General features: G+C 75.5%; 23 protein-coding genes and 1 pseudogene. 3 read left to right on the top strand and 21 right to left on the bottom strand.

Annotation, left to right across the window (positions count from 1 at the left end):
* Positions 1-95 precede the first annotated feature (95 nt).
* The 6 genes from LPU61_RS21375 to ald form a co-directional block, all read right to left on the bottom strand.
* Positions 96-866, bottom strand: a complete 771-nt coding sequence (locus LPU61_RS21375; RefSeq protein WP_043968101.1) for a pseudouridine synthase — start codon at positions 864-866, stop codon at positions 96-98.
* The gene (gene scpB, locus LPU61_RS21370) at positions 853-1,806 is read right to left on the bottom strand and encodes an SMC-Scp complex subunit ScpB (protein WP_229405863.1); all 954 of its coding nucleotides are present in this window, start codon (positions 1,804-1,806) and stop codon (positions 853-855) included. Before scpB ends, LPU61_RS21375 begins: the two co-directional genes overlap by 14 nt.
* Complete coding sequence (locus LPU61_RS21365; RefSeq protein WP_374199705.1) at positions 1,799-2,800, bottom strand: ScpA family protein; 1,002 nt, start codon at positions 2,798-2,800, stop codon at positions 1,799-1,801. The genes scpB and LPU61_RS21365 overlap by 8 nt, the downstream gene beginning before the upstream one ends.
* Positions 2,801-2,978: 178 nt before the next feature.
* Positions 2,979-3,902, bottom strand: a complete 924-nt coding sequence (locus LPU61_RS21360) for a ParA family protein (RefSeq protein WP_043968099.1) — start codon at positions 3,900-3,902, stop codon at positions 2,979-2,981.
* 209 nt (positions 3,903-4,111) lie between these two features.
* Positions 4,112-5,119 carry a site-specific tyrosine recombinase XerD gene (locus LPU61_RS21355; protein ID WP_043969403.1) on the bottom strand — a complete coding sequence of 336 codons (1,008 nt, stop codon included), beginning with the start codon at positions 5,117-5,119 and terminating at the stop codon, positions 4,112-4,114.
* Positions 5,116-6,231 carry an alanine dehydrogenase gene (ald, locus tag LPU61_RS21350; RefSeq protein WP_043968097.1) on the bottom strand — a complete coding sequence of 372 codons (1,116 nt, stop codon included), beginning with the start codon at positions 6,229-6,231 and terminating at the stop codon, positions 5,116-5,118. Before ald ends, LPU61_RS21355 begins: the two co-directional genes overlap by 4 nt.
* Positions 6,232-6,456: 225 nt before the next feature.
* On the opposite strand from ald, the gene LPU61_RS21345 reads away from it, so the two are divergent.
* Positions 6,457-6,771 (top strand): TM2 domain-containing protein, encoded by a 315-nt coding sequence (locus tag LPU61_RS21345; protein ID WP_043968096.1) that lies wholly within the window; start codon positions 6,457-6,459, stop codon positions 6,769-6,771.
* A gap of 108 nt (positions 6,772-6,879) precedes the next feature.
* Here LPU61_RS21345 and LPU61_RS21340 read toward each other — a convergent pair whose 3' ends face one another.
* The 13 genes from LPU61_RS21340 to LPU61_RS21280 all read right to left on the bottom strand — a co-directional run bounded on the left by LPU61_RS21340 (position 6,880) and on the right by LPU61_RS21280 (position 22,604).
* A complete protein-coding gene (locus LPU61_RS21340; protein ID WP_229405861.1) occupies positions 6,880-7,485 on the bottom strand; it encodes an NUDIX hydrolase in 606 nt (201 codons plus the stop codon).
* Positions 7,482-9,245: a CTP synthase gene (locus LPU61_RS21335; protein WP_077939454.1), complete on the bottom strand. Its 1,764-nt coding sequence runs from the start codon at positions 9,243-9,245 to the stop codon at positions 7,482-7,484. The genes LPU61_RS21340 and LPU61_RS21335 overlap by 4 nt, the downstream gene beginning before the upstream one ends.
* A gap of 180 nt (positions 9,246-9,425) precedes the next feature.
* Positions 9,426-11,756 (bottom strand): hypothetical protein, encoded by a 2,331-nt coding sequence (locus tag LPU61_RS21330; RefSeq protein ID WP_229406065.1) that lies wholly within the window; start codon positions 11,754-11,756, stop codon positions 9,426-9,428.
* Between the two features lie 23 nt (positions 11,757-11,779).
* The gene (locus LPU61_RS21325) at positions 11,780-12,946 is read right to left on the bottom strand and encodes a glycosyltransferase family 4 protein (protein WP_229405860.1); all 1,167 of its coding nucleotides are present in this window, start codon (positions 12,944-12,946) and stop codon (positions 11,780-11,782) included.
* Positions 12,947-12,998: 52 nt separating this feature from the next.
* On the bottom strand, positions 12,999-14,696 hold the full coding sequence (gene murJ / locus LPU61_RS21320) for a murein biosynthesis integral membrane protein MurJ (RefSeq protein ID WP_229405859.1): 1,698 nt from the start codon (positions 14,694-14,696) through the stop codon (positions 12,999-13,001).
* A gap of 92 nt (positions 14,697-14,788) precedes the next feature.
* Positions 14,789-15,655 carry a hypothetical protein gene (locus LPU61_RS21315; protein ID WP_043969400.1) on the bottom strand — a complete coding sequence of 289 codons (867 nt, stop codon included), beginning with the start codon at positions 15,653-15,655 and terminating at the stop codon, positions 14,789-14,791.
* A 67-nt stretch (positions 15,656-15,722) separates the two neighbouring features.
* A complete protein-coding gene (locus tag LPU61_RS21310; protein WP_043968089.1) occupies positions 15,723-16,661 on the bottom strand; it encodes a copper transporter in 939 nt (312 codons plus the stop codon).
* A 28-nt stretch (positions 16,662-16,689) separates the two neighbouring features.
* On the bottom strand, positions 16,690-17,868 hold the full coding sequence (steA, locus tag LPU61_RS21305) for a putative cytokinetic ring protein SteA (RefSeq protein WP_007075891.1): 1,179 nt from the start codon (positions 17,866-17,868) through the stop codon (positions 16,690-16,692).
* A 119-nt stretch (positions 17,869-17,987) separates the two neighbouring features.
* Positions 17,988-19,745 (bottom strand): DNA repair protein RecN, encoded by a 1,758-nt coding sequence (gene recN, locus LPU61_RS21300; protein WP_043968087.1) that lies wholly within the window; start codon positions 19,743-19,745, stop codon positions 17,988-17,990.
* Positions 19,746-19,898: 153 nt separating this feature from the next.
* Complete coding sequence (locus tag LPU61_RS21295; RefSeq protein WP_043969399.1) at positions 19,899-20,783, bottom strand: NAD kinase; 885 nt, start codon at positions 20,781-20,783, stop codon at positions 19,899-19,901.
* Positions 20,784-20,889: 106 nt separating this feature from the next.
* Positions 20,890-21,750, bottom strand: a complete 861-nt coding sequence (locus LPU61_RS21290) for a TlyA family RNA methyltransferase (RefSeq protein ID WP_043968085.1) — start codon at positions 21,748-21,750, stop codon at positions 20,890-20,892.
* Between the two features lie 19 nt (positions 21,751-21,769).
* Complete coding sequence (locus LPU61_RS21285) at positions 21,770-22,018, bottom strand: hypothetical protein (protein ID WP_043969398.1); 249 nt, start codon at positions 22,016-22,018, stop codon at positions 21,770-21,772.
* A gap of 28 nt (positions 22,019-22,046) precedes the next feature.
* Complete coding sequence (locus tag LPU61_RS21280) at positions 22,047-22,604, bottom strand: phasin family protein (RefSeq protein WP_043968083.1); 558 nt, start codon at positions 22,602-22,604, stop codon at positions 22,047-22,049.
* Positions 22,605-22,716: 112 nt separating this feature from the next.
* On the opposite strand from LPU61_RS21280, the gene LPU61_RS21275 reads away from it, so the two are divergent.
* On the top strand, positions 22,717-23,055 hold the full coding sequence (locus LPU61_RS21275; protein WP_043968081.1) for an SCP2 sterol-binding domain-containing protein: 339 nt from the start codon (positions 22,717-22,719) through the stop codon (positions 23,053-23,055).
* Between the two features lie 84 nt (positions 23,056-23,139).
* Here the strand turns inward: LPU61_RS21275 and LPU61_RS21270 are convergent, their stop codons facing one another.
* Together LPU61_RS21270 and LPU61_RS21265 are read right to left on the bottom strand one after the other, a co-directional pair.
* A complete protein-coding gene (locus LPU61_RS21270; RefSeq protein WP_043968079.1) occupies positions 23,140-24,159 on the bottom strand; it encodes an HAD-IIA family hydrolase in 1,020 nt (339 codons plus the stop codon).
* On the bottom strand, positions 24,156-25,001 hold the full coding sequence (locus tag LPU61_RS21265) for a Replicase polyprotein 1ab (protein ID WP_229405858.1): 846 nt from the start codon (positions 24,999-25,001) through the stop codon (positions 24,156-24,158). The genes LPU61_RS21270 and LPU61_RS21265 overlap by 4 nt, the downstream gene beginning before the upstream one ends.
* On the opposite strand from LPU61_RS21265, the pseudogene LPU61_RS21260 reads away from it, so the two are divergent.
* Positions 24,978-25,895 (top strand): annotated as a pseudogene (locus LPU61_RS21260) (hypothetical protein); the annotation flags it as partial. The gene LPU61_RS21265 and the pseudogene LPU61_RS21260 sit on opposite strands and share 24 nt — an antisense overlap.

Below are 25,895 nucleotides of genomic sequence, written 5' to 3'. Positions count from 1 at the left end.
CTGCGCGCGACGCCGTCGGTGGCGACCCACGCCACCGTGCGTCCCGTCCGGGACGTCACGGAAGCCTACCTGTTGGGGTACCCCGTCCTACGGGGTCAGTCACCCACCGCCTTGAACAGGGCGGCGACCTCGGCGTTGGTGAGCCGCCGGGTGCGGCCGGCGCGCAGGTCGCCGAGGCGGATCGGTCCGATCGAGGTACGCACGAGGCGCGACACCGGGTGCCCGACCTCGGCGAGCAGGCGTCGGACGATGTGCTTGCGCCCCTCGTGCAGGGTCAGCTCCACCTGGGCGGTCTTGCCCAGGGTGTCCACCACCTTGAAGGAGTCGACGGTGACGGGGCCGTCCTCCAGCTCGACGCCGGCGGCCAGCCGCTTGCCGAGGTTGCGTGGGATCGGCCCGGCCACCTCGCACAGGTACGTCTTCGGCACCCCGTACGACGGGTGGGTGAGCCGGTGGGCGAGGTTGCCGTCGTTGGTGAGCAGCAGCAGGCCCTCGCTGTCGGCGTCGAGCCGCCCGACGTGGTAGACCCGCTGCTCCACCCGGTGGCCGACGAAGTCGGACAGGGCGGTGCGGCCCTTCTCGTCCGCCATGGTGGAGACGACCCCGCGCGGCTTGTTCAGGGCGAGGTAGACCAGCCGGGTGTCGGCCTGGAGGCGCTCGCCGTCGACGAAGATGACGTCGCGGGTCGGGTCGGCCCGGTCGCCGAGCTGGGCCACCTTGCCGTTCACGGTGACCCGGCGGCGGAAGATCAGGTCTTCGCAGGCGCGGCGGGATCCCACGCCGGCGGCGGCCAGCACCTTCTGGAGGCGTTCGGCCCCCTCGAAGACGGGCGCGTCGGTCTTGGGGGCACGGTCATCGCGTCGCATCGGCAAGCTCTTCTACGTTGTCGGGGAGGAACGGGGCGAGCGGGGGCAACTCGTCGACCGAGTTCAGCCCCAGCTTCTCCAGGAACATCGTGGTGGTCCGGTAGAGGAAGGCGCCGCTGTCCGGTTCGGCGCCGCACTCCTCGACCAGCCCGCGGGAGACCAGCGTACGGAGCACCCCGTCGCAGTTGACACCCCGGATGGCCGAGATGCGCGAACGGGTCACCGGCTGCCGGTACGCGACCACGGCGAGGGTTTCCAGCGCCGCCTGGGTCAGCCGGACCGACTGCCCGTCCAGCACGAACCGCTCCACGTACGTGGCGTATTCCGGGCGGGTGTAGAGCCGCCAGCCGCCAGCCGCCCGGCGCAGCTCGAAGCCGTGCCCGGCGGCGGTGTAGCCGGCCGCGATGTCGTCGAGCAGCGGGCCGATGCGCTCCGGGGACTGTTCGAGGACCTGGGCCAGGGTCAGCTCGCTGACGGGCTCGTCCACCACCAGCAGGATGGCCTCCAGCGCCCCGCGCAGTTCCGCGTCGTCGAGCTCGGGGGCCGGCGGGGGTACGGGAGCGGCCCGCCGCCGCGAGGCCCGCTGCTTCCGCTCCCCCGCAGTCCCGCTCTCCCCGGCACCCGCGCGTTCCCCCTGGTCCCGGCTTTCCGCCTCGACCCGGTTTCCCGCCTCGACCCCGGGCGTGCCGTTGTCCCCGGCCTGGCCACCGTCGCCGGCCTCGCCACCGTCGGCCCTCTCGGCGGCCTCCGACGCCTCCCCCACCAAGGAGATCTTGGAAGAATCCGGCCCCTCCGTGGGCCGTTCGTTTCCAAGATCTTCCCGGGCGGCCGGCGGCGGGGCGGGGGGTTCCGGTGGGGCGGGGGGACGGGGGCGGTTCCAGGGCGGGACCCAGGCGGCGGCCTGGTCGGCCAGGGAATCCCGGCGCTCCTCGTCACTCATCGCGCTGCTCCTCGCCGTCCATGGCCTCGCCGTCCACGGCCACGCCGTTGCCGTCCGTATCGTTGCTCGTGCCCGGCTCGGGCGGGGCGCCGGCGTACTCGTCGACGTGCAGCTCGGTGCCGCCGTCGGCGGGGCCGGTCCAGCGGACGGTCAACTCCTCCAGGGCCTGTTCCTGCACGAAGGACACGAGGCCCTCCCGGTACAGCTCCAGCAGCGCCAGGAACCGGGCCACCACCTCCAGGGTGGCCTCGCAGTCGGCGCAGAGCAGGGAGAACGTGGCGACGCCGGCCCGGCGCAGCCGCTCGGCAATGATCCCGGCGTGTTCCCGGACGCTGACCCGGACCAGGTGCACGTGCGCGATGGACACCTCGGGCACCGGCTTCGGCGTCATCGCCCTGACCGCCAGCTTCAGCAGCCGCTCGGGACCGATGCCGAGCACCAGGTCGGGCAGCGCCTCGGCGTAGCGGGCCTCGAGGGTCACCGCCCGGGGGTAGCGCCGGCCGCCGACCGCCTCCAGCTCGGCGATGTGCGCGGCGGCCTCCTTGAACGCCTTGTACTGCAGCAGCCGGGCGAAGAGCAGGTCCCGCGCCTCCAGCAGCGCCAGGTCCGCCTCGTCCTCGACCTCGGCGGTGGGCAGCAGCCGCGCCGCCTTCAGGTCCAGCAGGGTGGCGGCGACCAGCAGGAACTCGCTGGTCTCGTCCAGGTCCCACTGGTCGCCCATGGCCCGCAGGTAGGCGATGAACTCGTCGGTGACCCGGTGCAGGGCGACCTCGGTGACGTCCAGCTTGTGCTTGCTGATGAGCTGGAGCAGCAGGTCGAACGGGCCGGTGAAGTTGTCCAGCCGGACGGTGAACCCGGTGGACTCCCCGCCCGCGCCGTCGCCGGCCGGGCCGCCGCCACCGGCCACGCCAGTATCACCGCCACCTGCCACGCCACCGGAACCGGCCACAGGGGGCGGCGGTGCGGCGGGCGGGTCCAGGGGCGGCGCGGTCACCGGACGACCGTAGTCCACGCCCCGGGCACCGCGACGACAAGGCCGCCCCGGACGACGAGGTCACCCCGGGCGACAAGGCCGCCCCGGACGACAACAAGGCCACCCCGGCGGCGCGCGGCCGCCGACCGCTGGTGCGTACCCGGCCGGGGACGCGCGCGCCGACGACGGGCCACCCGGCCTACCGCTCCGCCTGCGCGGCGATCACCTCGCGGGCGAGCTGCCGGTAGTTGCGGGCACCCGACGACGCCGGGTCGAGGGTGGTGATGGGCGCCCCGGCCACCGTCGACTCGGGGAACTTCACCGTCTTGGTGATCACCGTCTGGTAGACCTTGTCGCCGAACGCCTCGACCACCCGCTGGAGCACCTGCCGGCAGTGGGTGGTGCGGCTGTCGTACATGGTGGCGAGGATGCCCTCCAGCTCAAGGTCGAAGTTGAGCCGCTCGCGCACCTTGTCGATCGTGTCCAGCAGCAGGGCCACGCCCCGCAGGCTGAAGAACTCGCACTCCAGGGGGATGAGCACGCCGTGCGCGACGGTCAGCGCGTTGATCGCCAGCAGGCCGAGGGAGGGCTGGCAGTCGATGAGGATGTAGTCGTATTCCTTGCGGATCGACCTGAGCACCCGGGCGAGGGCCATCTCCCGGGCGACCTCGTTGACGAGCTGTATCTCGGCGGCGGAGAGGTCGATGTTGGCCGGCAGCAGGTGCAGCCCCGCCACGTCCGTCTTGATCAGGACGTCCTCGGCGGTGACGTCGTCCTGCATGAGCAGGTTGTAGACCGACAGGTCGAGGTTGTGCGGGTTGACGCCGAGGCCCACGGAGAGCGCGCCCTGCGGGTCGAAGTCGACCAGCAGCACCTTGCGGCCGTATTCCGCGAGCGCCGCGCCCAGGTTGATCGTGGTGGTGGTCTTGCCGACGCCGCCCTTCTGGTTGGCCATCGCGATGATCCGGGCCGGCCCGTGCCGGTCGGTGGGCATCGGCTCGGGGATCGGCTTGCGCATCGTGTAGGCCGCCGGGTCCGCCGGCCCGAGGTCCGCCCCGAGCGTGGCCTGCTGCTCGCGGAGCTCCGTCGTCCAGGTCTCGGCACGGTCACCGTTGCCAGCCATGTCCTCGTTGCCCCCTCCCGACGACCACCTGGCGTCGGAGCCGTCCGACGTCCCTCGCGGCGCCGCTGCGCACCCCGGTCCTGTCGCCCCGCAAGGTCCGCGCCATGCCGACTGTACGCCACCGGTCAGCAGGGCGTTCGGCACCGGTACGGCGTGTCGGCCCCGACCGGCCGGTCCCGGTGGGCGGGGCCGGTCGACGCGTCCCTCGGTCAGCCGCGGGCGCGGGGGTGGGCGGTGGCGTACACCTCGCGCAGTCGCTCCACGGTGACCAGCGTGTAGACCTGGGTGGTGGTCACCGAGGCGTGGCCGAGCAGTTCCTGCACCACCCGCACGTCGGCCCCGCCGTCGAGCAGGTGGGTGGCGTACGAGTGACGCAGGGTGTGCGGGGAGACGGCGTTCGCCCCGTCCACCGGCAGCCCGGCCCGTTCGGCGGCCCGCCGCAGGATCGTCCACGCGCCCTGCCGGGTCAGCGCGCCCCCGCGCGCGTTGACGAACACCGCCGGGGTGCCCCGGCCGGCGGCCACCAGGGCCGGTCGGCCGCGCACCAGCCAGGCGCGCAGCGCCTCGACGGCGTACCCGCCGACCGGCACGAGGCGGGTCCGGCCGCCCTTGCCGCGCAGCAGCACCGCCGCCTCGCCGCTGTCGAGGCCGTCGAGGTCGTCGATCGCCGCGCCGACGGCCTCGGAGATCCGCGCGCCGGTGCCGTACAGGAACTCCAGCAGCGCCCGGTCGCGCAGCGCGAGGGGCGCGCCGTCGCCGGTGGCGGTCACCGGGCCGGCGGTCTCCAGCAGCCGCACGACCGCGTCGACGGGGAGCGCCCGGGGCAGCCGGCGCGGCGGGGCGGGCGGCCGGACGTCGCGGCTCGGGTCGGCGCCGGCCAGCCCCTCGCGCAGGGCGAAGCGGTGCAGCCCGCGCACGGCCGACGCGGCCCGGGCGGCGGAGGAGACCGCCAGGGGCGGGTGGTCGTCGTCGCCGGCGCGCAGCCGGGCCAGGTGCGCCTCGACGACGCCCGCCCCGACGGTGGCGAGGTCGGCGATCCCGGCGGCGGCCAGGGTGGCGAGGTAGCGGTCCAGGTCCCGGCGGTACGAGGCGAGGGTGTTCGCGGACAGGCCACGCTCGACGGTGAGGTGGTCGAGGTAGCCGCGCAGGGCCCGGCGCAGGGCCGGCGAAGGTTCCGCGCCGGCCCCGTCCGGTGCCCCGCTGCGCTGCCCGGTCAGGCCAGCACCTCGGCCAGCGGCAGGGTGGGCATGCCGTGCGCCTCGGCGACCGGCCCGTAGACGACCTGCCCGTCGTGGGTGTTCAGGCCCAGCGCCAGGGCCGGGTCGCGGCGCAGGGCCTCGCGCCAGCCGTGGTTGGCCAGCTCCAGGGCGTACGGGAGGGTCACGTTGGTCAGCGCGTAGGTGCTGGTGTGCGGCACCGCGCCGGGCATGTTCGCCACGCAGTAGAAGATCGAGTTGTGCACCTGGTAGGTCGGCTCGGCGTGCGTGGTGGGCCGGGAGTCCTCGAAGCAGCCACCCTGGTCGATGGAGATGTCGACGAGCACGCTGCCCGGCTTCATCCGGGAGACGAGCTCGTTGGAGATCAGGGTCGGGGCCTTCGCACCGGGGACGAGGACCGCGCCGATGACCAGGTCCGCGTCGAGCACGGCCCGCTCGATCTCGTACGCGTTGGAGGCGACCGTCTGCAGGTGGCCGCGGTAGATGGCGTCGGCCTGGCGCAGCCGGGCCACGTTCTTGTCCAGCAGCAGCACCTCGGCCTGCAGGCCGAGCGCGATCGCGGCGGCGTTCATGCCGGACACGCCCGCGCCGATGACCACGGTCTTCGCCGCGTACACGCCGGAGACGCCGCCCATCAGGATGCCGCGCCCGCCGCCCTGCCGCTGCAGGTGGTACGCGCCGACCTGCGGGGCGAGCCGGCCGGCCACCTCGGACATCGGGGCGAGCAGCGGCAGCGACCGGTCGGGCAGCTCCACGGTCTCGTACGCGATGCCGGTGACCCCCCGGTCGACCAGCGCGTCGGTGCACGCCTTGGACGCGGCCAGGTGCAGGTAGGTGAAGAGCACCTGCCCGGCGCGCATGCGGTGGTATTCCTCGGCGACCGGCTCCTTGACCTTGAGCACCAGTTCGGCGGTGTCCCACACCTCGTCGGCGGTCGCCAGGATCTTCGCGCCGGCAGCGGCGAACTCCTCGTCGGTGATGCTCGACCCGACTCCGGCGCCGGACTCGACGAAGACCTGGTGGCCGCTGCGGGTGAACTCGTTGACGCCCGCGGGCGTGATGGCCACGCGGTATTCGTGGTTCTTGACCTCGCGAGGGATTCCGACCTTCACGATGCAGACACCTCTCTCCGGGGCCGACCCGCCCCGACCGCCCGGTGCGCGGAGGCTCCGTTGCCGCCGCGGTCCACCGTCCCGCCGGCGGCAGTCTAGGCGGGCCGCCCGTTTCGCGGCGCCGACACTGTGCCATCCCGTGCCCGGGGGTGCTGACGATGTGTCAGGCATCGATGGGGCCGGCGGTGGAGAGCGGATCAGCCGTTCCGCCAGTGTTCGCCTCCCATCGTCCCACCGGTGGGGTGCCGCTGCGGACAGGACGCGAGTCGATCACTATGGTTTCGCCCCATGACCACTCCTTACCAGCAGTACCCGCAGGGCGTCTCCGACAAGAGCAAGGTCGTCGCGGGTGTACTCGGCATCCTCCTCGGCGGCTTCGGCGTCGGGCGGTTCTACATGGGCGACACCAAGACCGGCGTGCTCCAGCTCGTGGTGACCCTGGTCACCTGCGGCTTCGGCGCCCTCTGGGGCACCATCGACGGCATCCTGATCCTGGTCAACGGCGGCGTCGACGGGCAGGGCCGCCCGCTGCGCGACTGATCTCCACCTCGTCTCGAAGGGGCCGTGCGGCGCGCCGCACGGCCCCTTCCCGTCACGTTCCGTCCGCCGGCCGGCGCGGGCCACCGTCGGGCCGCCGGCCGGCCCGGCTCAGCGCGGCAGCGGCGCGTCCGGGCGGCGCAGCGCCGACCAGCCGACGTCCCGGCCGCGGGCGGCGGCGAGCAGCCCCGCCACGGCGGAGGCGTTGGTGATCTCCCCGGCCAGCACCATCCGCACCGCCTCGTCGAGGTCGACCCGGACGACCTGGAGGTCGGCCTCCTCCTCGCTGCGCTCGTGGCGCTGCCCGGCCGGCACGTCGGCGAGGTCCCGGGCCAGGAACACCCGCACGACCTCGTTGGAGAAGCCGGGCGAGCTGTGCAGGTCGACCAGCACGTCGATGGTGCCGGCGGTGAGGTCGGCCTCCTCTGCCAGTTCCCGGGCCGCGGCGGCGGCCAGGTCCTCGCCGGAGACGTCCATCAGCCCGGCGGGCAGCTCCCACAGGTGCCGGCCGACCGGGTGCCGGTACTGGCGGATGAGCACCACCTGGCCGGCGTCGTCGAGGGCCACGACGGCGACCGCGCCGACGTGCCGGACGTAGTCGCGGGCGGCGGTGCCCCCGCCGGGCATGGTGACCTCGTCGGTGACCACGGAGAAGATCCGCCCGGCGTAGCGTTCCCGCCGGTCGGTCACCTCGTAGCGGTGCTCGACGGCGCTCACGACGCCGACGCCGTCTCGCGCCCGGCGGCCGCGCCGCCGTTGTGCTCGGCCCTGCCCGCCGCCTCCGCCGCGCCGCCGAGGGCGTCCAGGTCGACCGGGAGCTGGTCGGCCTCGGAGTAGGCGACGGCGGCCTTCACGAACGCCGCGAACAGCGGGTGCGGCCGCGTCGGGCGGCTCTTCAGCTCGGGGTGCGCCTGGGTGGCCACGAAGAACGGGTGCAGGTCGCGGTCCAGCTCGACGAACTCGACGAGCCGGCCGTCCGGGGAGGTGCCGGAGATGTGCAGCCCCGCCTTGGTGAGCTGGTCGCGGTAGGCGTTGTTCACCTCGTACCGGTGCCGGTGCCGCTCGCTGACCTCGGTGGCGCCGTACGCCTCGGCGACGATCGACCCCCCGGCCAGCTTTGCCGGGTACGCGCCCAGCCGCATGGTGCCGCCCAGGTCGCCCCGGCCGGCGACGATGTCCTCCTGGTCGGCCATGGTGGCGATGACCGGGTGGGTGGCCTCCTCGTCGAACTCCAGGGAGTTGGCCCCGTGCAGGCCGGCCAGGTGCCGGGCCACCTCGATGGTCATGCACTGCAGGCCGAGGCAGAGGCCGAGCAGCGGTACGCCGTTCTCCCGGGCGTACCGGGCCGTGCCGATCTTGCCCTCGATGCCGCGTACGCCGAAGCCGCCGGGGATGACGATGCCGTCCACGCCGGCCAGGGCCGCCGCCGCGCCGGCCGGGGTGACGCAGTCGTCGCTGGGCACCCAGCGCAGCTGCACCCGGGCCCGGTGGCCGAACCCGGCGGCCCGGATCGCCTCGCTGACCGACAGGTACGCGTCGGGCAGGTCGACGTACTTGCCGACCACCGCCACGGTGACGGTGTGCCGGGGCTGGTGGACCCGGTCGAGCAGGTCGTCCCAGCTGGCCCAGTCCACGTCGCGGAAGGACAGGCCGAGGCGGCGCACCACGTACGCGTCGAGGCCCTCGCGGTGCAGCACCTTCGGGATGTCGTAGATGCTCGGGGCGTCGGGGGCGGCGACGACCGCCTCGGTGTCGACGTCGCAGTAGAGCGACAGCTTGACCTTGACCTTCTCCGGGATCTCCCGGTCGCAGCGCAGCACCAGCGCGTCGGGCTGGATGCCGATGCTGCGCAGCTGCGCCACCGAGTGCTGGGTGGGCTTGGTCTTCAGCTCGCCCGACGGGGCCAGGTAGGGCACCAGGGAGACGTGCAGGTAGAAGCAGTTGTCCCGGCCCAGGTCGTGGCGGACCTGGCGGATCGCCTCCAGGAACGGCAGCGACTCGATGTCGCCGACGGTGCCGCCGACCTCGGTGATCACCACGTCGGGGATCTGGCCCTCGGCGTCCGGGTCGGCCATGCCGAGGATGCGGGCCTTGATCTCGTTGGTGATGTGCGGAATCACCTGGACGGTGTCGCCCAGGTATTCGCCGCGCCGCTCCTTCGCGATCACGTCCGAGTAGATCTGGCCGGTGGTGACGTTCGCCTTGCCGGACAGGTCCCGGTCGAGGAAACGCTCGTAGTGCCCGACGTCGAGGTCGGTCTCGGCGCCGTCCTCGGTGATGAAGACCTCGCCGTGCTGGAACGGGTTCATCGTCCCCGGGTCGACGTTGAGGTACGGGTCCAGCTTCTGCATCACCACGCGCAGCCCGCGGGCCGAGAGGAGGTTGCCGAGGCTGGAGGCGGTGAGGCCCTTACCCAACGAGGAGGCGACGCCCCCGGTGACGAAAATGTGCCTGGTCGTCCGTGCTGAAGGGGCCAAGGCCTGCTCCCGTGTCGTCCGTCGCGGTCGTGCAGACCGTCGTGCCGATCAGTGCCGAACAACCGGCCGTGCCGGCTGCGGGCCAAGTGATCACGCGATCCACGGGACTCCACGGTAACACCTCCCCTGGCCGGGTCCGCAGGCCGCACCCGAGGTCGCCCGGCCGGGCGGCGCACCAGGTCAGGCCGTCGCGACCCCCGTCGATGCGCGGGCGGCCCGCCCGGTGGCCCGGTCCGGCGCGTCCCCGCCGCCGCCCGCGACCCCGTCGGCGGGGGGCGGGTCGGCGGGCGGCGACGCGGGCGCGTCGCCGGTCGACGTCTGCTCGCCGGCCCCGGTCCCGGCGTCGGCGTCGGGACGGTCCGGGCCACCCGGCGGGGCGACGCCGAGCCGGCCGTTGGCGGGGCCGCCGTCGCCCGGCTGGGTCCGGTCGGTGGAGTGGTCGAGCACCCGCAGCGCCGCGAGCGCCGCCATCGGCACCACCAGCGCGCCGGCGGCGCCGGCCACGTCGAGCGCGGAGCCGCCGAGCAGCCCGCCGAGGCCGGCGGCCACGCCCGTGCCGGCCATCGCGGCCCGCATCGCCGGGTAGATGCCGAACAGCCGCATCAGCCCGCCCCACGGCTGGAGCAGCGCGAACCAGACCAGCAGGGCACCGGCCAGGGCCAGCACCGTGAGCGGGCTGTTGACCAGGGTCTCGAAGTTGGCCGTGCTGGACCGGTGGACGGTCAGCCCGCCGGTGCCGTCGCCGAGGGCGGCCAGGAACCGGCCGAGGCTGCCCCGCTCGGTCGCCGGCCGGCGCAGGTCGAGCACCGCGAAGCCGATCGTGACCGCCAGCCCCGCCATGCCCGCCCAGACCAGCCGGCTGACCGTCAGCCAGCCGCCGGTGCTGATCGCGGCGGCCACGCTCACCCCGGCCGTCAGCGCGATCGCGCCGATGGAGTCCGCGCCGAGGTAGGGGCTGCCGACCACCACCACGGCGGCCCCGCCGACGGCGACGACGACCATGGGCCGCCACCGGCGGTGGACCCGCTGGGCCAGCCAGCCGGCGCACAGCAGCGACCCGGCGGCGAACACGCCGAGCCCGACGGTGCCCAGGCCGGAGAACCGGCCGCCCTCCAGCGCCGAGTAGCCGGTCACCCCGTTGAGCTGCAACCGGGCGCCGGTGAGCACGTCGGCGGCGACCACGAGGGTGGCCAGGCCGGCGACCGCGCCCAGCGGCCCGAGCGTCGCGTCGTGCCCGGGGGCGAACCGCACGGCGGCGGTCGCCCCGACCAGCAGCAGCACGGTGGTCGCGGCGAACCACCAGCCGGCGTGGTCGCCGCGCCACCACGGCACCACGTCGGCGAGCAGGGCCGCCGGCACCGCGAGGGCGGCGGCGATCAGCAGCAGTTCGACCACGGCCACCACCCGCCGGGGCACCGGCGCCGGGCCGACGGGCCCGGCGTGGCGGCGGGCGCGGCGCAGCAGCGGCAGCACCGCCACGGCCAGCAGCACCTGCGCGCCGGCGAGCAGGGCGAAGAACCAGCCGGCGACCCGCTGCTGGGCGGCGGCCTCCCGGTCGGCGTCGGCCGGCGCGGCGAGCGCGGTGGGCAGGTCCGCCGGGCGGCCGCCGACGGAGAGGGCGGGTCGGCCGAGGAACAGCCGTTCCGGCATCGGCCGGCCCAGCGCGGCGAGCGCGGTCGGCGCGAGGTCGACCAGTTGCAGGTATCCCTCCCGGCCGGTGGTCGGCGAGGTGAGCCAGCCCCGTTCCCAGCCCGGCCCGTCGGCGACGGCGACGTGCAGCCGCGACGGCAGGTCGGTGTCGGAGATCCCGGCGACCAGCACCAGGGAGCGCGGGGGCCGGCCGGCGAGGACCCGGGCCAGGTCGGCGTCGGCCCGGCGGGCCTGCTCGGCCCGGGCCGAACGGTCGTCGCCGGCGACGGTGCCGAGGTCGACGACGCTCAGCACGCAGGAGCCGAGCAGCGGGGCCGGGTCGTCGGGCAGCGCCGCAGCGTACCGGTCGACGCGGCCGAACGGGCGGGCGGCGGCCACCGCCGCGCCGGGGCCGACGGCGACCGAGCAGCGCACCGACTCCGCCAGCGCGCCGGGCACCGCGCCCCAGGGCAGGCGCTGCTGGTTGTGCTGCACGACGCTCTCCTGGTCGGGCAGGTTCGCGCCGATGCCGTCGGGCTGCTCGACCGTCACCCCGGCCGGCGGGCACACGCCGCCGCCCCTGCTGCCGTTCCAGGCGGCGAAGTTGCCGGCGCCCAGGGTCAGCCAGCCGTCGACGGGGCAGGTGGGCCGGTGGGCGGAACGCACCGACAGGGAGCCGATCGAGCCCTGCTGGGCCATCCGCCACAGCGTCGGGGTGGTCTGCGGGTCGACGTCGTCCCAGCGCAGGCCGGCCACCCCGACGAGCACCACGAAGTCGGCGGTGCGCCGGGGCGTCTCGGTGGCGGGCCGGGCGGCGAGCGCGGTCACCCCCAGCACCACGACGAGCAGGGTCAGCAGGACCGGCGGCAGCCTGCGCAGCAGCACCGGCTTCAGTGCGCGCAGCATCACCGGCGTCCCGTCGACGGGGCGTCCGCGCCGGGGGCGGCCGGACCGCTGGTGTCGCCGGCCAGCTCCGCGTAGAGCGCGGTCAGCTGGGCGACGGTGTCCGCCTCGGTGGGCCACGTCGCCGCCCGCGCGGCACCGCGCCGGCCCAGCTCGGCCCGCCGGTCGTCGTCGTCGAGCAGCGCGCGCACGGCCGCGTCGACCGCGTCGACGTCGCCCGGGGACACCAGCACCGCGGCGTCGCCGACCAGCTCCGGCAGGCCGCCGACGGCGGTCGCGATCAGCGGTACGCCGGCCCGCAGCGCCTCCTGCGCGAACAACTGGCGGGCCTCCCAGTCGCTGGTCACCACGGCAAGGTCCGCGCCGGCGAGCAGGTCGGCCACGTCGGTGCGGTGCCCGAGCAGGGTGACCGGGGCCCGCGCGGCGGAGATCCGGGCGGCGAGGGGCAGGTACGCCGGGCCGCTGCCGGCGATCACCACGACCGGCGGCGGGGTCCGGCCGCGCCACCGGGCGGCGGCGTCGACCAGCACGTCGTACCGCTTCTGGGGGTGCAGCCGGCCCACGGAAAGGATCAGCGGCTGGCCGGCGGCGACCGCGAACTCGGCGCGGACGGCGGACCGGCGGCGACGTGGCGCGGGCAGCGCCGGCGCGGCGACCGGGGCCAGCCGGGCGTCGGCGGCGCCGAGGGCGGCGGCGCGCCCGACCAGGTCGGCGCTGGCGCCGAGGGCGACCCGGGCGCCCCGGGCGACGAACCGCTCGGCCAGCCGGGACAGCCCGCCGCGCAACCCCCGGGCGAGCACCGCGTTGTGCCAGGTGACCACGACCGGGGCCGCCGGCCGGGCCAGGACGGCGACGAGCCCGGCGCGCAGCCCGTGCGCGTGCACGACCGCGACCGGTTCGGCGGCCAGCGCGCGGCGCAGCGCGGCCACGGCCCGGGCGTCGGCGGGAGTCGGGCTGGCCGGGATCTCGACGGGCTGGAAGCGGGCGCCGGCGCCGGTGAAGTCGAACTGCTCCTCGGTGGCGGCGGGCCCGCAGACCAGCACGGCGCGGCCCGCCGCGGCGAGGCCCCGGGCGACGGAACGGACGTGTTGGCCGACGCCGCCGGTGCTGGAGGCGAGCAACAGCGCCACGGTGCCGTGCCGCCCGGGTGCCGGTGTCGCGCCCGTCACCGCGACCACCTCCGGTCCACCGCCACCCCCGGTCGGCCGCCCGTCGTCCCGCTCACCCGGACACCGTCTCCTTCCCGTCGCCCCGTTCCGGACCGACCACGTCCTGCTGCCGGGGCCCACCGGAGCGCCCGCCGCGCCGCAGCGCACCGGGCAACCGGCGACCCACGGCGGCGAGCAGCGGCCGCACGTCCCGCCGGTCGGCCAGGTACGCCACGGCGAGGAACACGACCCCGACCACGGCTGCAGACAGCATGCCCTGCACGAGGGCCGCGAGTGTCGTCGGGGTGCCGGCCCCGGCCCCGGCCAGGGCATGCGCGGTGGCCGCCCCGGCGAGCGCCGCGAGCGCCCCGCCGAGCAGCCCCGCCGCCCCCGCGCGGGCCGCCCCGGCCAGCGCGGCAGGCCCCGCCGCGCGGCGCGCCGCGACGACCAGCAGGACACCGAGCAGCAGCATGCCGGCGGAGTTGGCCAGGGTCACCGCGAGCACCCGGTCGGCGCGGGGCAGCAGCGCGGCGAGGGGGACGACGGCCAGCGGCACCGCCAGCCAGCCGACGGTGATGGCCACGGTGGCCGGCCGGGTGTCGCCGCGGGCGTACAGGGCGCGGGAGAGCACCGCGAACAGCCCGTAGCCGAGCAGGCCGGGGGCGAAGCCGGCGATCGCGGCGGCCACCGGGGCCGGGTCGTCGGGGTAGAAGAACGCGGCGACCGGGGCGGCGGTGCCGGCGAGGGCCGCCGCGCCGAGGCAGCTGAACAACAGCACCCCCCGGGTCGTGGCGGCGAGGGTGTCCCGGTACGCCCGTTCGTCGCCGGCCGCCGACGCCGCCGCCAGGGTCGGGTACGCGGCGACCGCCAACGGCACGGCGAGCACCGCCCAGGGCAGCAGGTACATCGTCTGGGCCAGGTTGAACACCTGCGGGGAGCCGGTGGGGCCGCCGGAGGCGCTCTTGACGACCACGGCGAGGGCGAGCTGCTGGGCGGCGACGGTGACCGCCCCGGCCGCCGCGAGTCCGCCGACCCGGGCGCGGGCGTCGGCGTCGAACGCGTACCCGAAGCGCAGCCGCAGGCCGAGCCGGCGCAGCGGGATCAGCAGCGACAGCGACAGCACGACCACGCCGAGGGTGGTGCCGCCGGTCAGGATCAGCTCGCCGCCCCGGCTCACCCCGGCGATGCTGGCCCCCCGGCCCTCGACGCCGCCGAAGGTCAGGTAGACCACGATCACGGTGAGGCTGGACAGCAGCGGGGCGATGACGGGCCAGGCGAAGCGGCGGTGTGCCTGCAGGACGCCGGTGAGCACGATCCCGATGCCGTAGAGCGGCAGCTGAGGGGCGAAGATCCGCAGCATGCGCGCCCCGGCGGCCAGCTCGGCGGGGCTGCGGCCGGAGCTGAGCGCCTCGACGATCGGCCCGGCCAGCAGCGCCACCAGCGCCGCGAGGGGCACCAGCAGGGTCAGCGTCCAGGTCAGCAGGGCGCCGGTGGTCGCGCCGACGGCCCGCCGGTCGCCCGCCGCGACCGGGCCGGCCAGCAGCGGCACCACCAGGCTGGCCAGCGCCCCACCGGCGACGATCTCGAAGATGATGTTCGGCGCGATGTTGGCGACCACGTACATGCCTCCGAGGTCGCTGCGCTCCACCACCCAGGTGAACACGGCCGTGCGGCCGAAGCCGGCGAGCCGGGCGACGACGGTGAGCACCGCGATGAGGGCGGCCGCCCCGGCCACCCGGCCGGCGCCGGCGAGGGGTGCCGGGTTCTTCACGTCAGCAGGGGGCCTTCCCGTCGGTCGCGGCGGCCCGCACGTCGGCCGTTCGCCGCGCCGGCATTGCCGGGCTCATGGGCACCGGGCGCACGTCAGTCGGTGCGCCGGCCCAGCGCGTCCAGCTCGCGCAGGCCCGGGGTGGCCTGGATGACCTGGGTGAAGCTGACCTTCTCGCTGGCGGCGGTGAGCCCGGCGAGCACGGCGAGCAGGCCGGCCCGGCCCAGCGGCCCGGTGCGGGCGGCGAGGGCCACCCCGAGCACCGCGCCGATCGCGTTGGCCCCGCCGTCGCCGACCATCACCTGCTCGTCGAGGTCGTCGGCGAGCAGGCCGGCGGCGGCGCCCACCGCCCCGGCGGCGATCCCACCGTGCGGGCCCCCGGTCAGCGGCGCGCCGAGCAGCAGCGCGGACTTCAGCGCCCGCCCCGGCCGCAGGTCCAGCAGGTTGAGCAGGTTGGCGGTGCCGGCGATCACCCCGGCGCCGAGGAGCACGTCGGCGGTGCGGCCCACCGCGCCGTGCCGCTGGCGGCGGGGGTGGGCGGCGACGGCCCGGTCGGCGGCGAGCAGCGCCGACGCGGCCAGCCCCGCCGCGCCCACCCCGACGATCTTGACGAGCCCGGCGGTGACCCGGCCCTCACGCAGGGCGGCGAGGTGCCCGGCGAAGCCCTTGGCGGCCTTCTGCTCGGGCCGGGCGCCCACCACGTCGTCGTAGACCCCGACCGCTCCCCCGCCCACGCCGGCCACGAGCGCGGCGGCGCCGGCGGGGGCGCTGGACGCGCCGAACGCCCCGGCCGCGGCGGCGCCGGCGGCGAGCGCCGGCCCGGCGGCGAGGGTCACGGTGCGGCCCCGGAAGTTGGTGCGCTCCAGCGCCGGGGCGGCCGGCGAGGTACGCACCTCGCGCAGCGCGTACCGGGCGGCGGCGGCACCGGCCCCGACGATCAGCAGGCGGCCCAGCAGGCTCACGCGGTCACCCCGTTCGGTACGCCGCACGCACGGCGGGAAGGATCGGACACCCGGGTACGTCGTTCGCTCACTGGGGCAGTCTAGGCAGCAGCGCGGACGCGTTGTCGCCCACGCCGTACTGGCCCGCCTTCTTCTCCACGAGCTGCTGCACCAGGGCGAGCGTGGTGACCAGCTGCCCCTGGGTGGTGTTGGCGTCGTCGACGGTGGAGATGGTCTGCGACAGCACCGGGTCGCCCCGGACGACCGCGACGACGTTGCCGCCGGCCGAGCCGTTGCCGGCCACCACGATCGCCCCCGTCCGGTCGAACTGCTCGGCGACCTTGACCACCGACTCGTCCTTCTTGGCGGAGTCCTTGTCCACGTACGGCTGGCCGCTGACCAGCACCACCGCCTCGGCGGGCCCGGTCACCTTTTCGTCGGTCGTCAGGTAACCGGCGTTGCTGTACGACGCCAGCACCGCCCGGCGGTCGGCCTCGGTGGCCGGGGACGCGCCGTCGGCGCGGTCCAGCAGCACGCTGGCCAGCAGGGCGCTGGACGTCTCCACCCCGTGCCCGTTGCCGGGCAGCCCCGAGGCGGGGGCGCTCGGCCGGGCGGCGGTCACGGCCAGCTCCATCAGGTTGTTGTTGTTGTCCGGGTTGATGAACTTGTCCTGCAGGTCGACCCGGCCGGTGACCTGGGCGCCGCCGAGCTGGAGCATCTTGAGCACGCCCTCGGTGTGCTCGCGCCCGCTGGGCAGGGTGAGCAGCAGCACGCGGCGCCCGGTGAGCTTGCCCGGCAGGACGACCTGGGCGATCTCGGCGGCGAACTGCTCCTCCAGCTCGATCTCCTTCTGCATGTTGTTGACCGCCTGGCGCATCTGCTGGTTGTCCTTGCTCAGCCCGTTGACCCGCTCCTTGAGCGAGTCGGCGACCGGGCCGTTGAGGGCGGCCGTGCCGACGACCAGGCCGATGGCCAGCGCCAGGAAGACCGCGGTCAGGGACACCACGTGGTAGCGGAAGTTGATCACGCTTGCAGCCTCTTGATCGGTCGGGGAGCTAGAAGAGCTGGCCGAGCTGGAACACGAAATTGTTCCACCATTCACTGACCACGCCCAGGTACGCCTTGCCGACGGTGGAGACCGCGACGGCCGAGGCCATCGCCGCCACCGCCGACAGGACCAGCAGCAGCAGCGACGAACCGGAGATGCTCTGCCGGTAGAGCCGGCTGACGCCCTTGGCGTCCACCAGCTTCCCGCCGACCTTGAGCCGGGTGAGGAACGTCGAGGCCATCCCGCCCCGGCCCTTGTCCAGGAACTCGACCAGGGTGGCGTGCGTGCCCACCGCCACCAGCAGCGAGGCGCCCTTCTCGTCGGCCAGCAGCATCGCCAGGTCCTCGCTGGTGGCCGCCGCCGGGAAGGTGATCGCCTCGACGCCCAGCCCGGTGACCCGGGGCAGCCCCGGGGCCCGGCCGTCGGGGTAGGCGTGCACGATCACCTCGGCGCCGCAGCGCAGCACGTCGTCGGTCACCGAGTCCATGTCACCGATGATCATGTCAGGGGTGTAGCCGGCCTCGACCAGCGCGTCCGCCCCGCCGTCCACGCCGATCAGCACCGGCTTGAACTCCCGGATGTACGGCCGCAGCACGTCCAGGTCGGCCTTGTAGTCGTAGCCACGGACCACGATCAGGCAGTGCCGACCCTGGATCTGGGTCTGGATCTCCGGCACGCCCACGCCGTCGAGGAGCAGGTCACGCTCCTGCTTGAGATAGTCCATCGTGTTGGCGGCGAACGCCTCCAACTGCACCGACAGCCCCTCGCGGGCGTCGGCCATCGCCTTCGCCACCGACTCGGCGTCCTGCAACGCGCCGTGCGCGACCGGCTCGCCGCCGACGAACACCGTGTTGCCCTCGATCCGGACGGTGTCGCCCTCCCGGACCCGCTCGAAGATCCCCTCGCCCAGGTCGTCCAGGAGCGGGATGCCGGCGGTCACCAGCACCTCCGGCCCGAGGTTCGGATAACGGCCGGAGACCGACGGCTTCGCGTTGAGGACGGCGGCGACACCGACCGCCACCAGCGAATCGGCCGCCACCCGGTCCAGGTCGACGTGGTCGATGACCGCGATGTCGCCCGGACGCAGCCGGCCGACCAGGCGCTTCGTCCGGCGGTCGAGGCGCGCGGTGCCGAGGACTGTGTCCGGCTCGGTGTTACGGGTCCGGCGCAACGTGGGTAGACGCATCGTGACCATCCTGGCATGTGAGGCAGGCTTTTCTGTCGCGACATGCCTGAGCAGGGCCGCCTACCCAGGGAAGCACACCGGAGCGCGCCACGGTGTGCGCGCGCTCACAATACCCGCCGTCACGGCCGCCTTTCGCGCGCCGCCACGGCCAACAGCTCCTCGGCGTGAGCGATACCCAGATCCGAATCCGGCAAACCCGCCAGCATCCGGGCCAGCTCCCGGGCCCGCTCGGTGTCCTCCACCACCCGCACCCCGCTGGTGGTCACCGCGCCACCCGTGTCCTTCGCCACCACCAGGTGCCGGTCGGCGAACGCCGCCACCTGCGGCAGGTGGGTGACCACCAGCACCTGGTGGCTGCGGGCCAGTCGGGCCAACCGCCGGCCGATCTCCACCGCCGCCTGGCCGCCCACGCCCGCGTCGACCTCGTCGAAGACCAGCGTCGGCGGGCCACCCGAGCCCGCGAACACCACCTCGATGGCGAGCATCACCCGGGACAGCTCACCGCCGGACGCGCCCCGCTGCAACGGCAGCGACGGGGCCCCCGGGTGCGCCAGCAGCCGCAACTCCACCTCGTCGCCGCCGTCCGGGCCGACGCCCACCTCCACGCCGTTGACCGCCAGGCTCGGCTCCGACCTGCCCGCCGGCCGGGGCAGCACCGCCACCTCGATGCGGGCGTGCGGCATCGCCAACCCGGCCAGCTCGACCGTCACCTGCTCGGCGAACCGGGACGCCGCCTCCTGCCGGGACGCCGACACCCGCCCCGCCAGCTCGGCCACCTCACCGGCCAGCCGGGCGGCCTCCCGGTCCAGCTCGTCCAGCACGTCGTCGGAGGTGTCCAGATCGGACAGCCGCGTCCGCGCCCGCTCCGCCCACGCCACCACCCCGTCGACGTCGTCGGCGTACTTACGGGTCAGCGCCCGCAGCGCCGCCCGCCGCTCGTAGACGACCTGCAACCGGGCCGGGTCCGCGTCCAACGCCGCCAGATACGTCGACAGCTCCGCCGACACGTCCGCGACAAGCGTCGCCGCCTCCTCCAACCGGGCCGCCAGGTCACCCAGTGCCGGATCGGTGCCCGCCTGGGCCTCCAGGGTGCGCCGGGCCAGCCCCAGCAGCGCCGTGGCGTCCGGCGTCTCGTCGGTCGGCTCGGTGCCGCCCGCGACGCACTGGTGCGCCGTCTGCGCCGCCGTACGCAGCCCCTCCGCGTGCTCCAGGCGCTGCGCCTCGGCCCGCAACTCGTCGTCCTCGCCCGGCTGCGGATCCACCCGGCTGATCTCGTCGAGCCCCAGCCGGAGCAGGTCCGCCTCCTGATGGCGCGCCCGGGCGTTGCGCCGCCGGTCGGCCAGGTCGTCGACCACCGCCCGCCACCGGGCGTACGCCTCCCGCAGCGCGTCGAGGAGCTTCTCGTGCTCCGGGCCGGCGAACCGGTCCAGCGCGGCCCGCTGCTCGGCTGGCCGCAGCAGGCGCAGCTGGTCGGACTGACCGTGCACCGCCACCACCTGCTCGCCGACCTCGCCGAGCATCGCCACCGGCATCCCGCGCCCGCCCAGGTGCGCCCGCGAGCGACCCTCCACGGTGACCGTGCGGCTCAACAGCAGCGAGCCGTCGTCGTCAGGCTCCCCACCGGCGTCGGTGACCCGGGCGTGCACGGCGGCGGCCACCCGGCCACCGAGCCGCAGCCGCCCCTCGACCACCGCCCGGCCCGGCTGGGCCCGCACCCGGCCCGCGTCGGCCCGGCCGCCGAAGAGCAGGCCGAGGCCGGTCACCACCATCGTCTTGCCCGCACCGGTCTCGCCGGTGATGACGTTCATCCCGCCGGCCAACGGCAGCGTGGTGTCCTCGATGACGCCCAGTCCGGTGATGCGCAGCTCTTCCAGCACAGCACCCGACAGTAGACGCGGGCCCCGACAGTTGACCAGCCGGCACGGCCGGGACGCGGTGACCGCCCGCCGGCGGCCGCCCCCGTCACCTCCGCCGGCACCCCGGCCGACCAGCGGTCGACCCGCGCCGCCGGGCCGCCCCGGAGACGTCGCTCACCTGCGGTTGCCCCGCCAGCCGTGCACCGGCAACCCGAACTTCGCCACCAGGCGGTCGGTGAACGACCGGGCCCGCAGCCGCACCACCCGCACCGGCAGCGCACCCCGCCGCACCGTCACCTGCGCCCCCGGCGGCAGGTCGTAGACGCGCCGGCCGTCGCAGCACAACACCGCGAGGGTGGTGAACGGGTCCACCGTGATCGAGAACGTCGACGTGGGCGCGGTCACCAACGGCCGGCTGAACAGCGCGTGCGCGCTGATCGGGACCAGCAGCAGCGCCTCCACCTCCGGCCAGACCACCGGCCCGCCGCCCGAGAACGCGTACGCCGTCGAGCCCGTGGGGGTCGCGCAGACCACGCCGTCGCAGCCGTACCGCGACAGCGGTCGGCCGTCCACGTCGACCAGCAGCTCCAGCATCTGGGCCCGCTCGCCCTTCTCGACGCTGATCTCGTTGAGCGCCCAGGACTCGATCGTCGGGCCACCGTCGAACTGCGCCGTCACGTCGAGGGTGAGCCGCTCGTCCACCGTGTAGTTGCGGTCCACCACGTCGCGCACCGCCACGTCCAGGTCGTCGATCTCCGCCTCGGCGAGGAAGCCGACCTTGCCCAGGTTGATGCCGAGCAGCGGCACCTTCGCCGGCCGGGCCAGCTCCGCCGCGCGCAGGAACGTGCCGTCCCCGCCCAGGGCGAAGACGATCTCGGCCCCCTCGGCGGCCTCCGGCCCCGTCACCGGCACCACGCCCGGCAGGTCCAGGTCGTCGGCCTCCTCGGCCACCACCCGCACCTCGAACCCCGCGGCGATCAGGTCCGCCGCGACCGCCCGGGCGTGCTCCGTGCTGCGACGCCGGCCGGTGTGCGTCACCAGCAGCGCGGTACGACTCAACGGATCCACCTTCCGTTCGCGACTGCGGGGCTCGCAAGCTCACTCCTCGCGCTCACCCCGCCGCCTCCGTTCGCGACTGCGGGGCTCGCAAGCTCACTCCTCGCGCTCACCCTGCCACCTCCTCCGGGGCCGCGTCCGGCACGTCACCGGACGGGCTCGCGCCCTGCGGGCCGGCCGCCACGACGGCCCGCACCCGCTCCGGGTCGGCCGCCGGCGCGCCCCGGCGTAACCATACGAAGAACTCGACGTTGCCGCTGGGCCCCGGCAGCGGGCTGGCGGTCACGCCCGCGAGCCCCAGGCCTAGCTGGGCCGCCGCCGCCGACACGTCCAGGACCGCCTCGGCGCGCAGCGCCGGATCGCGCACGACCCCGCCCGCGCCGACGCGTTCCCTGCCGACCTCGAACTGGGGCTTCACCATCAACGCCAGGTCGCCGTCGGCCCGGGTGCAGGCGGCCAGCGCCGGCAGCACCAACCGCAGCGAGATGAACGACAGGTCCGCCACCGTCAGGTCGACCTCCCCGCCGATCGCCTCCGGCGTCAGCGTGCGGACGTTGGTCCGCTCGAACACCCGTACCCGGTCGTCGGTGCGCAGCGCCCACGCGAGCTGCCCGTAGCCGACGTCCACGGCGACGACCTCGGCCGCGTCGGCGCGCAGCAGGACGTCGGTGAAGCCGCCGGTCGACGCGCCGGCGTCGAGGCAGCGCCGGCCCGCCACCCGCAGCCCGTCCGGGGTGAACGCGGCCAGCGCCCCGGCCAGCTTGTGGCCGCCCCGGGAGACGTACTCCGAGGTGGGGTCGGCACCGGTGACCAGCAGCGGATCGGCGGGGTCGACCAGCGCGGCGGCCTTGCGGGCCGGCACCCCGCGCAGCTGGACCCGGCCGGCCTCGACCAGCGCGGCGGCCTGCTCGCGGGACCGGGCCAGACCGCGACGGACGAGTTCGGCGTCGAGCCGGTTGCGACGTGCCATGGGGTGGATCTCCGGTCGGTCAGGCCTGGTCGATGGTGGCGAGGGTTTCCCGCAGCGTCTGGTACGCGGCCTCGTACTGCGGGATCTGGTCGGCCGGGGACAGCGACGCGGCGTTCGCCATCGCCTGCACCGCGGCGTCCACGGCCGGGTGCCGGGCGTCGCCGTCGTCGGCGTCGGTCACCGGGCGAGGTGGCGGACCCGGCCGGGGCCCCGGCGGCGGCGCGGGCCGACCGCCGGGCGGTGGACCCGGCCGGAACGGCCCACTCACCGCCGGCCCCGACCCGGCACGGGCACCCTCACGCCGCACCGCCCGGCTGCTGCTTGCGGGCCGGCGCCTTCTTCGCCGGGCGGGCCGGCTCCGCCGCCCCTGCCTCCGACTCCGTGCGGCTCACCGTGGCGGGCGCCTTCTTCGCGACGGCCTTCTTCGCGACCGCTTTCTTCGCGACCGCCTTCTTCGCCACGGGGGCAGGCGACCCGGACGGCTCCGCCCCGGGCGACTTGGGGGCCGACGCCTGCGGGGCGGCTGACTGCGGGGCGGGTTCGGCGGGGCCGGTCCGGGCCTCCCGCAGCTGGCGTTCCAGCTCGTGCACCCGACGGGTCAGCTCGGCCACCTCGTCGGCGGTGGCCAACCCGACCGCGCCGAGCGCGCGGTCGACCTCGAAGCGCACCAGCTTCGTCAGCGCCTCCCGGTTGGCCGCGCCGGTCGAGACCAGCTCCTCGGCGAGGGCCTGGAGTTGGGTCGCCGTCGCCTCGCCGGAGCCGACGACCCGACGCACCACGTCCTGTGCCTTCTTCCGGGGCGCCTCCGTCAGGCCCATGGCCAGTCCGAGGTAGGCGCGCCACGCGTCCTGCATGCCTGAGTCCTTCCGCGGGGTGGGGGTTGCGGGTCTCACGCTACCGGGCGCCGTGGGACGCCCATTGCGGTACGGTGCCGGGAAACGGACGTGGCGTGCGTGAGGAGACAAAGTGGCCAGCGTGGACGAGTGCCGGCAGGCGTTGCAGGATCTGGCCGCCCGGCTGGACCGCAACGCCGACGCCGTGCGGGAGCGGGTCGACCTGGACCGCACCCTGGCCTGCCGGGTGACCGACCTGGACACCGCCTTCCACGGCCGGCTCACCGACGGACGGCTGCTCGACCTGACCGACGGCGACGACCCCAAGGCGAAGATCGCACTGAGCACCAGCAGCGACGACCTGCTCGCCCTCGTGCGCGGCCAGCTCGACGTGACCAAGGCGATCGCGTCCCGCCGGGTGTCGATCAAGGCGAACCCGTTCGACCTGATGAAGCTCCGCAAGCTGCTCTGACGGCCCCGGGACGGGCGCAGCCCGCGCCACCGGACCCGGAACGACCGGGGTCGGCGGCGCGGGCTGCGCCCGTCGCTCGGTGGGTCAGTCGGCCAGGCCGAGGGCAGCCAGGGCGGCCTCGGCCTCCGGCGCAGCCGCCCGTACCCGCGCGCCCGTGCCGGTCGTCCACGCGACGGCACAGAGCGCGGCCAGGGCGTCCAGCGGCCGGCCGGCGCCGGCCAGCTCCAAGCCGCCGTCGGTCGCGCGCACCGACCAACCGCCCGTCTCGGCGGCACCCGGCACCCGGACCACCGCCGCCGGATCGAACAGCCCGGCGAGGTCGACCGAGACGTACGTCGGCCGGCGCGCCGCCGGGGCGGCCAGCAGTTCGGGCACGTCGCTGACGCCGGTCAGCACGAGCAGGCTGTCCAGGCCGGCCCGCCGGGCGCCCTCGATGTCGGTGTCGAGCCGGTCGCCCACCACGAGGGTGCGCCCCTGCCCCGCCCGACGGGCAGCGGTGGCGAACAGCGCCGGCTCGGGCTTGCCCACGACCACGTCGGGCTCACGGTCCAGCGCGGTCCGCAGCACGGCCACCAGCGACCCGTTGCCCGGCAGCGGTCCCCGCCCGCTGGGCAGGGTCCGGTCGGTGTTCGTGGCGATCCACTGCGCCCCGGCCCGCACGGCCAGGGACGCCTCGGCCAGGTCCGCCCAGCCGACCTGCGGGCCGTACCCCTGCACGACGGCGACGGGGGACTCGTCGACGCGGGACACCGGGCGCAGCCCGGCGGCGGTGATCTCGGCGCGCAGCGCCTCCGCCCCCACCACCAGGACCGGCGAGCCGGCGGGCAGCCGCTCCGCCAGCAGCTCGGCGGAGGCGCCCGCGGAGGTGAGCACCTCCTCCGCTGCGGCGGGCACACCCATTCCGGTGAGCAGGTCGGCGACCTCGCTGGCCCGCCGCGACGCGTTGTTCGTGGCGTACGCGACCGCCCGCCCCTCGGCGTGCAGCCGCCCCACCGCCTCGACCGCGCCGGGGATCGGCCGGTCGATCAGGTAGATGACCCCGTCCAGGTCGAAGACGACCAGCGAGTATCCGTCGACCAGCCGGTCCCCGGTGTCCGTCGTCACCGCAGATCCGCGCCCGGCTCGGGCGAGGCCGCGGACTCCGCGCCCCGCTCGGTCTCCACCGGCGCCGACCCGGTCCGGGCCGCAGCCGCCCGGGCCGCGCCGTCCTCGTCGACATCGGCGTCGTCTTCGTCGTCGTCCTCGGCGTCTTCGTCCTCGTCGAAGTCGCCGTCTTCGTCTTCAGCGTCGTCTTCGGCGGCGTCGGCGTCCGCGCCGCCGGTGCGGTCGGCATCCGGCTCGTCGTCCACGTCGTCGCCCTCGATCAGCACCCCGTCGAGTTCGAGCAGCCGCTCGGCTGCGTCGGTGTCGCCCTCGGCGTCGATGTCGGCCGCCCGGGAGAACCACTCCCGGGCCTCCTCGCGCCGGCCCACGGCGAGCAGCGCGTCGGCGTACGCGTACCGGAGCCGGGCGGCCCACGGCTCGGCCGCGTCGTTGGTCAGCTCGCGGACCTGGAGCATGGCCACGGCCGCGTCCTTCTGGCCGAGGTCACCCCGGGCCCCGGCGGCGACGATCAGCAGCTCGATCGCGACGGCCTGGTCGAGCTTCTCCCGGTCGGCGCCCCGGAACAGGTCGATCGCCCGCTCCGGGCGCCCGAGCGCCCGCTCGCAGTCGGCGAGCACGGCCAGATGGCTCTGCAAGCCGGTCATCCGGTGGTACGTGCGCAGCTCGGCGATCGCCGTCTGCCACTCCCCCGCGTGGTACGCGGCCAACCCGACCGCCTCACGCACGGCCGAGATGCGCGACGCGAGCCGACGCGCGGCGAGCGCGTGCGCCAGCGCCTCCGCCGGGTCCTCGTCGATCAGCTGGCCGGTCGCGACGAGGTGCCGGGCGACGGTGTCCGCCACCGGCTTGGCCAGCGACAGCAGCTCCGCGCGGACGGCCTGGTCCAGGTCGGACGCGACGATCTCGTCGGGCAGCGCCGGGGCGACAGCCCCCGACTGCTCGCCACGGTCACGCCGATCGTCCCGGCGGTCGCGCGACGCGTCCCCGCCGCCGTAGCCGCCGTCCCGGCGTCGGTCCTCGAATCCCGGCCGGTCGTCCCGGCGCGGGCGGTCGCCGTGACCGCCGGTCCGCTCGCCGCTGCGGAAGCCGCCCTCACGCGGCGGACCCGAACGGAAGCCACCCTCGCGCGGCCCGGAACGGGCATCACCCTCGCGACGGTCCCCACCGCGGAAACCACCCTCACGGCGGTCCCCGCTGCGGAAGGTGCCCTCACGGTCGCCGCCGCGGAAGCCGCGCTCGCGGGTCTCCCCGTCGCGGCGGAACCCGCCCTCGCGCGGACCACCCTCACGACGGTCACCGCCACGGAAGCCGCCCTGGCGGGCGTCGCCGTCGCGGCGGAAACCACCTTCGCGGCGATCGCCGCCGCCGAAACCGCCCTCACGACGATCCCCACCGCGGAAGCCGCCCTGGCGGGCGTCGCCGTCGCGGCGGAAGCCGCCCTCGCGACGGTCACCGCCGAAACCGCCCTCACGACGGTCACCGCCGCGGAAACCACCCTCACGCGGCGGACCCGAACGGAAACCACCCTCGCGCGGACCACCCTCACGACGCTCCCCGCCACGGAACCCGCCCTGACGGGCGTCGCCGTCGCGACGGAAACCACCCTCGGAACGGTCCCCACCGCGGAAACCACTGTCACGCGGGCCGGAACGGAAACCGCCCTCACGGCGATCCCCACCCTGGAAGCCACCCTGGCGGCCGTCACCGTCGCGGCGGAAACCACCCTCACGACGGTC

This window comes from Micromonospora sp. NBRC 110038, from assembly GCF_020884815.1.
Classification (GTDB): Bacteria; Actinomycetota; Actinomycetes; order Mycobacteriales; family Micromonosporaceae; genus Micromonospora; species Micromonospora haikouensis.
The sequence above is the reverse complement of the archived record's forward strand: the minus strand, read 5'-3'. Positions and strand labels throughout refer to the sequence as shown.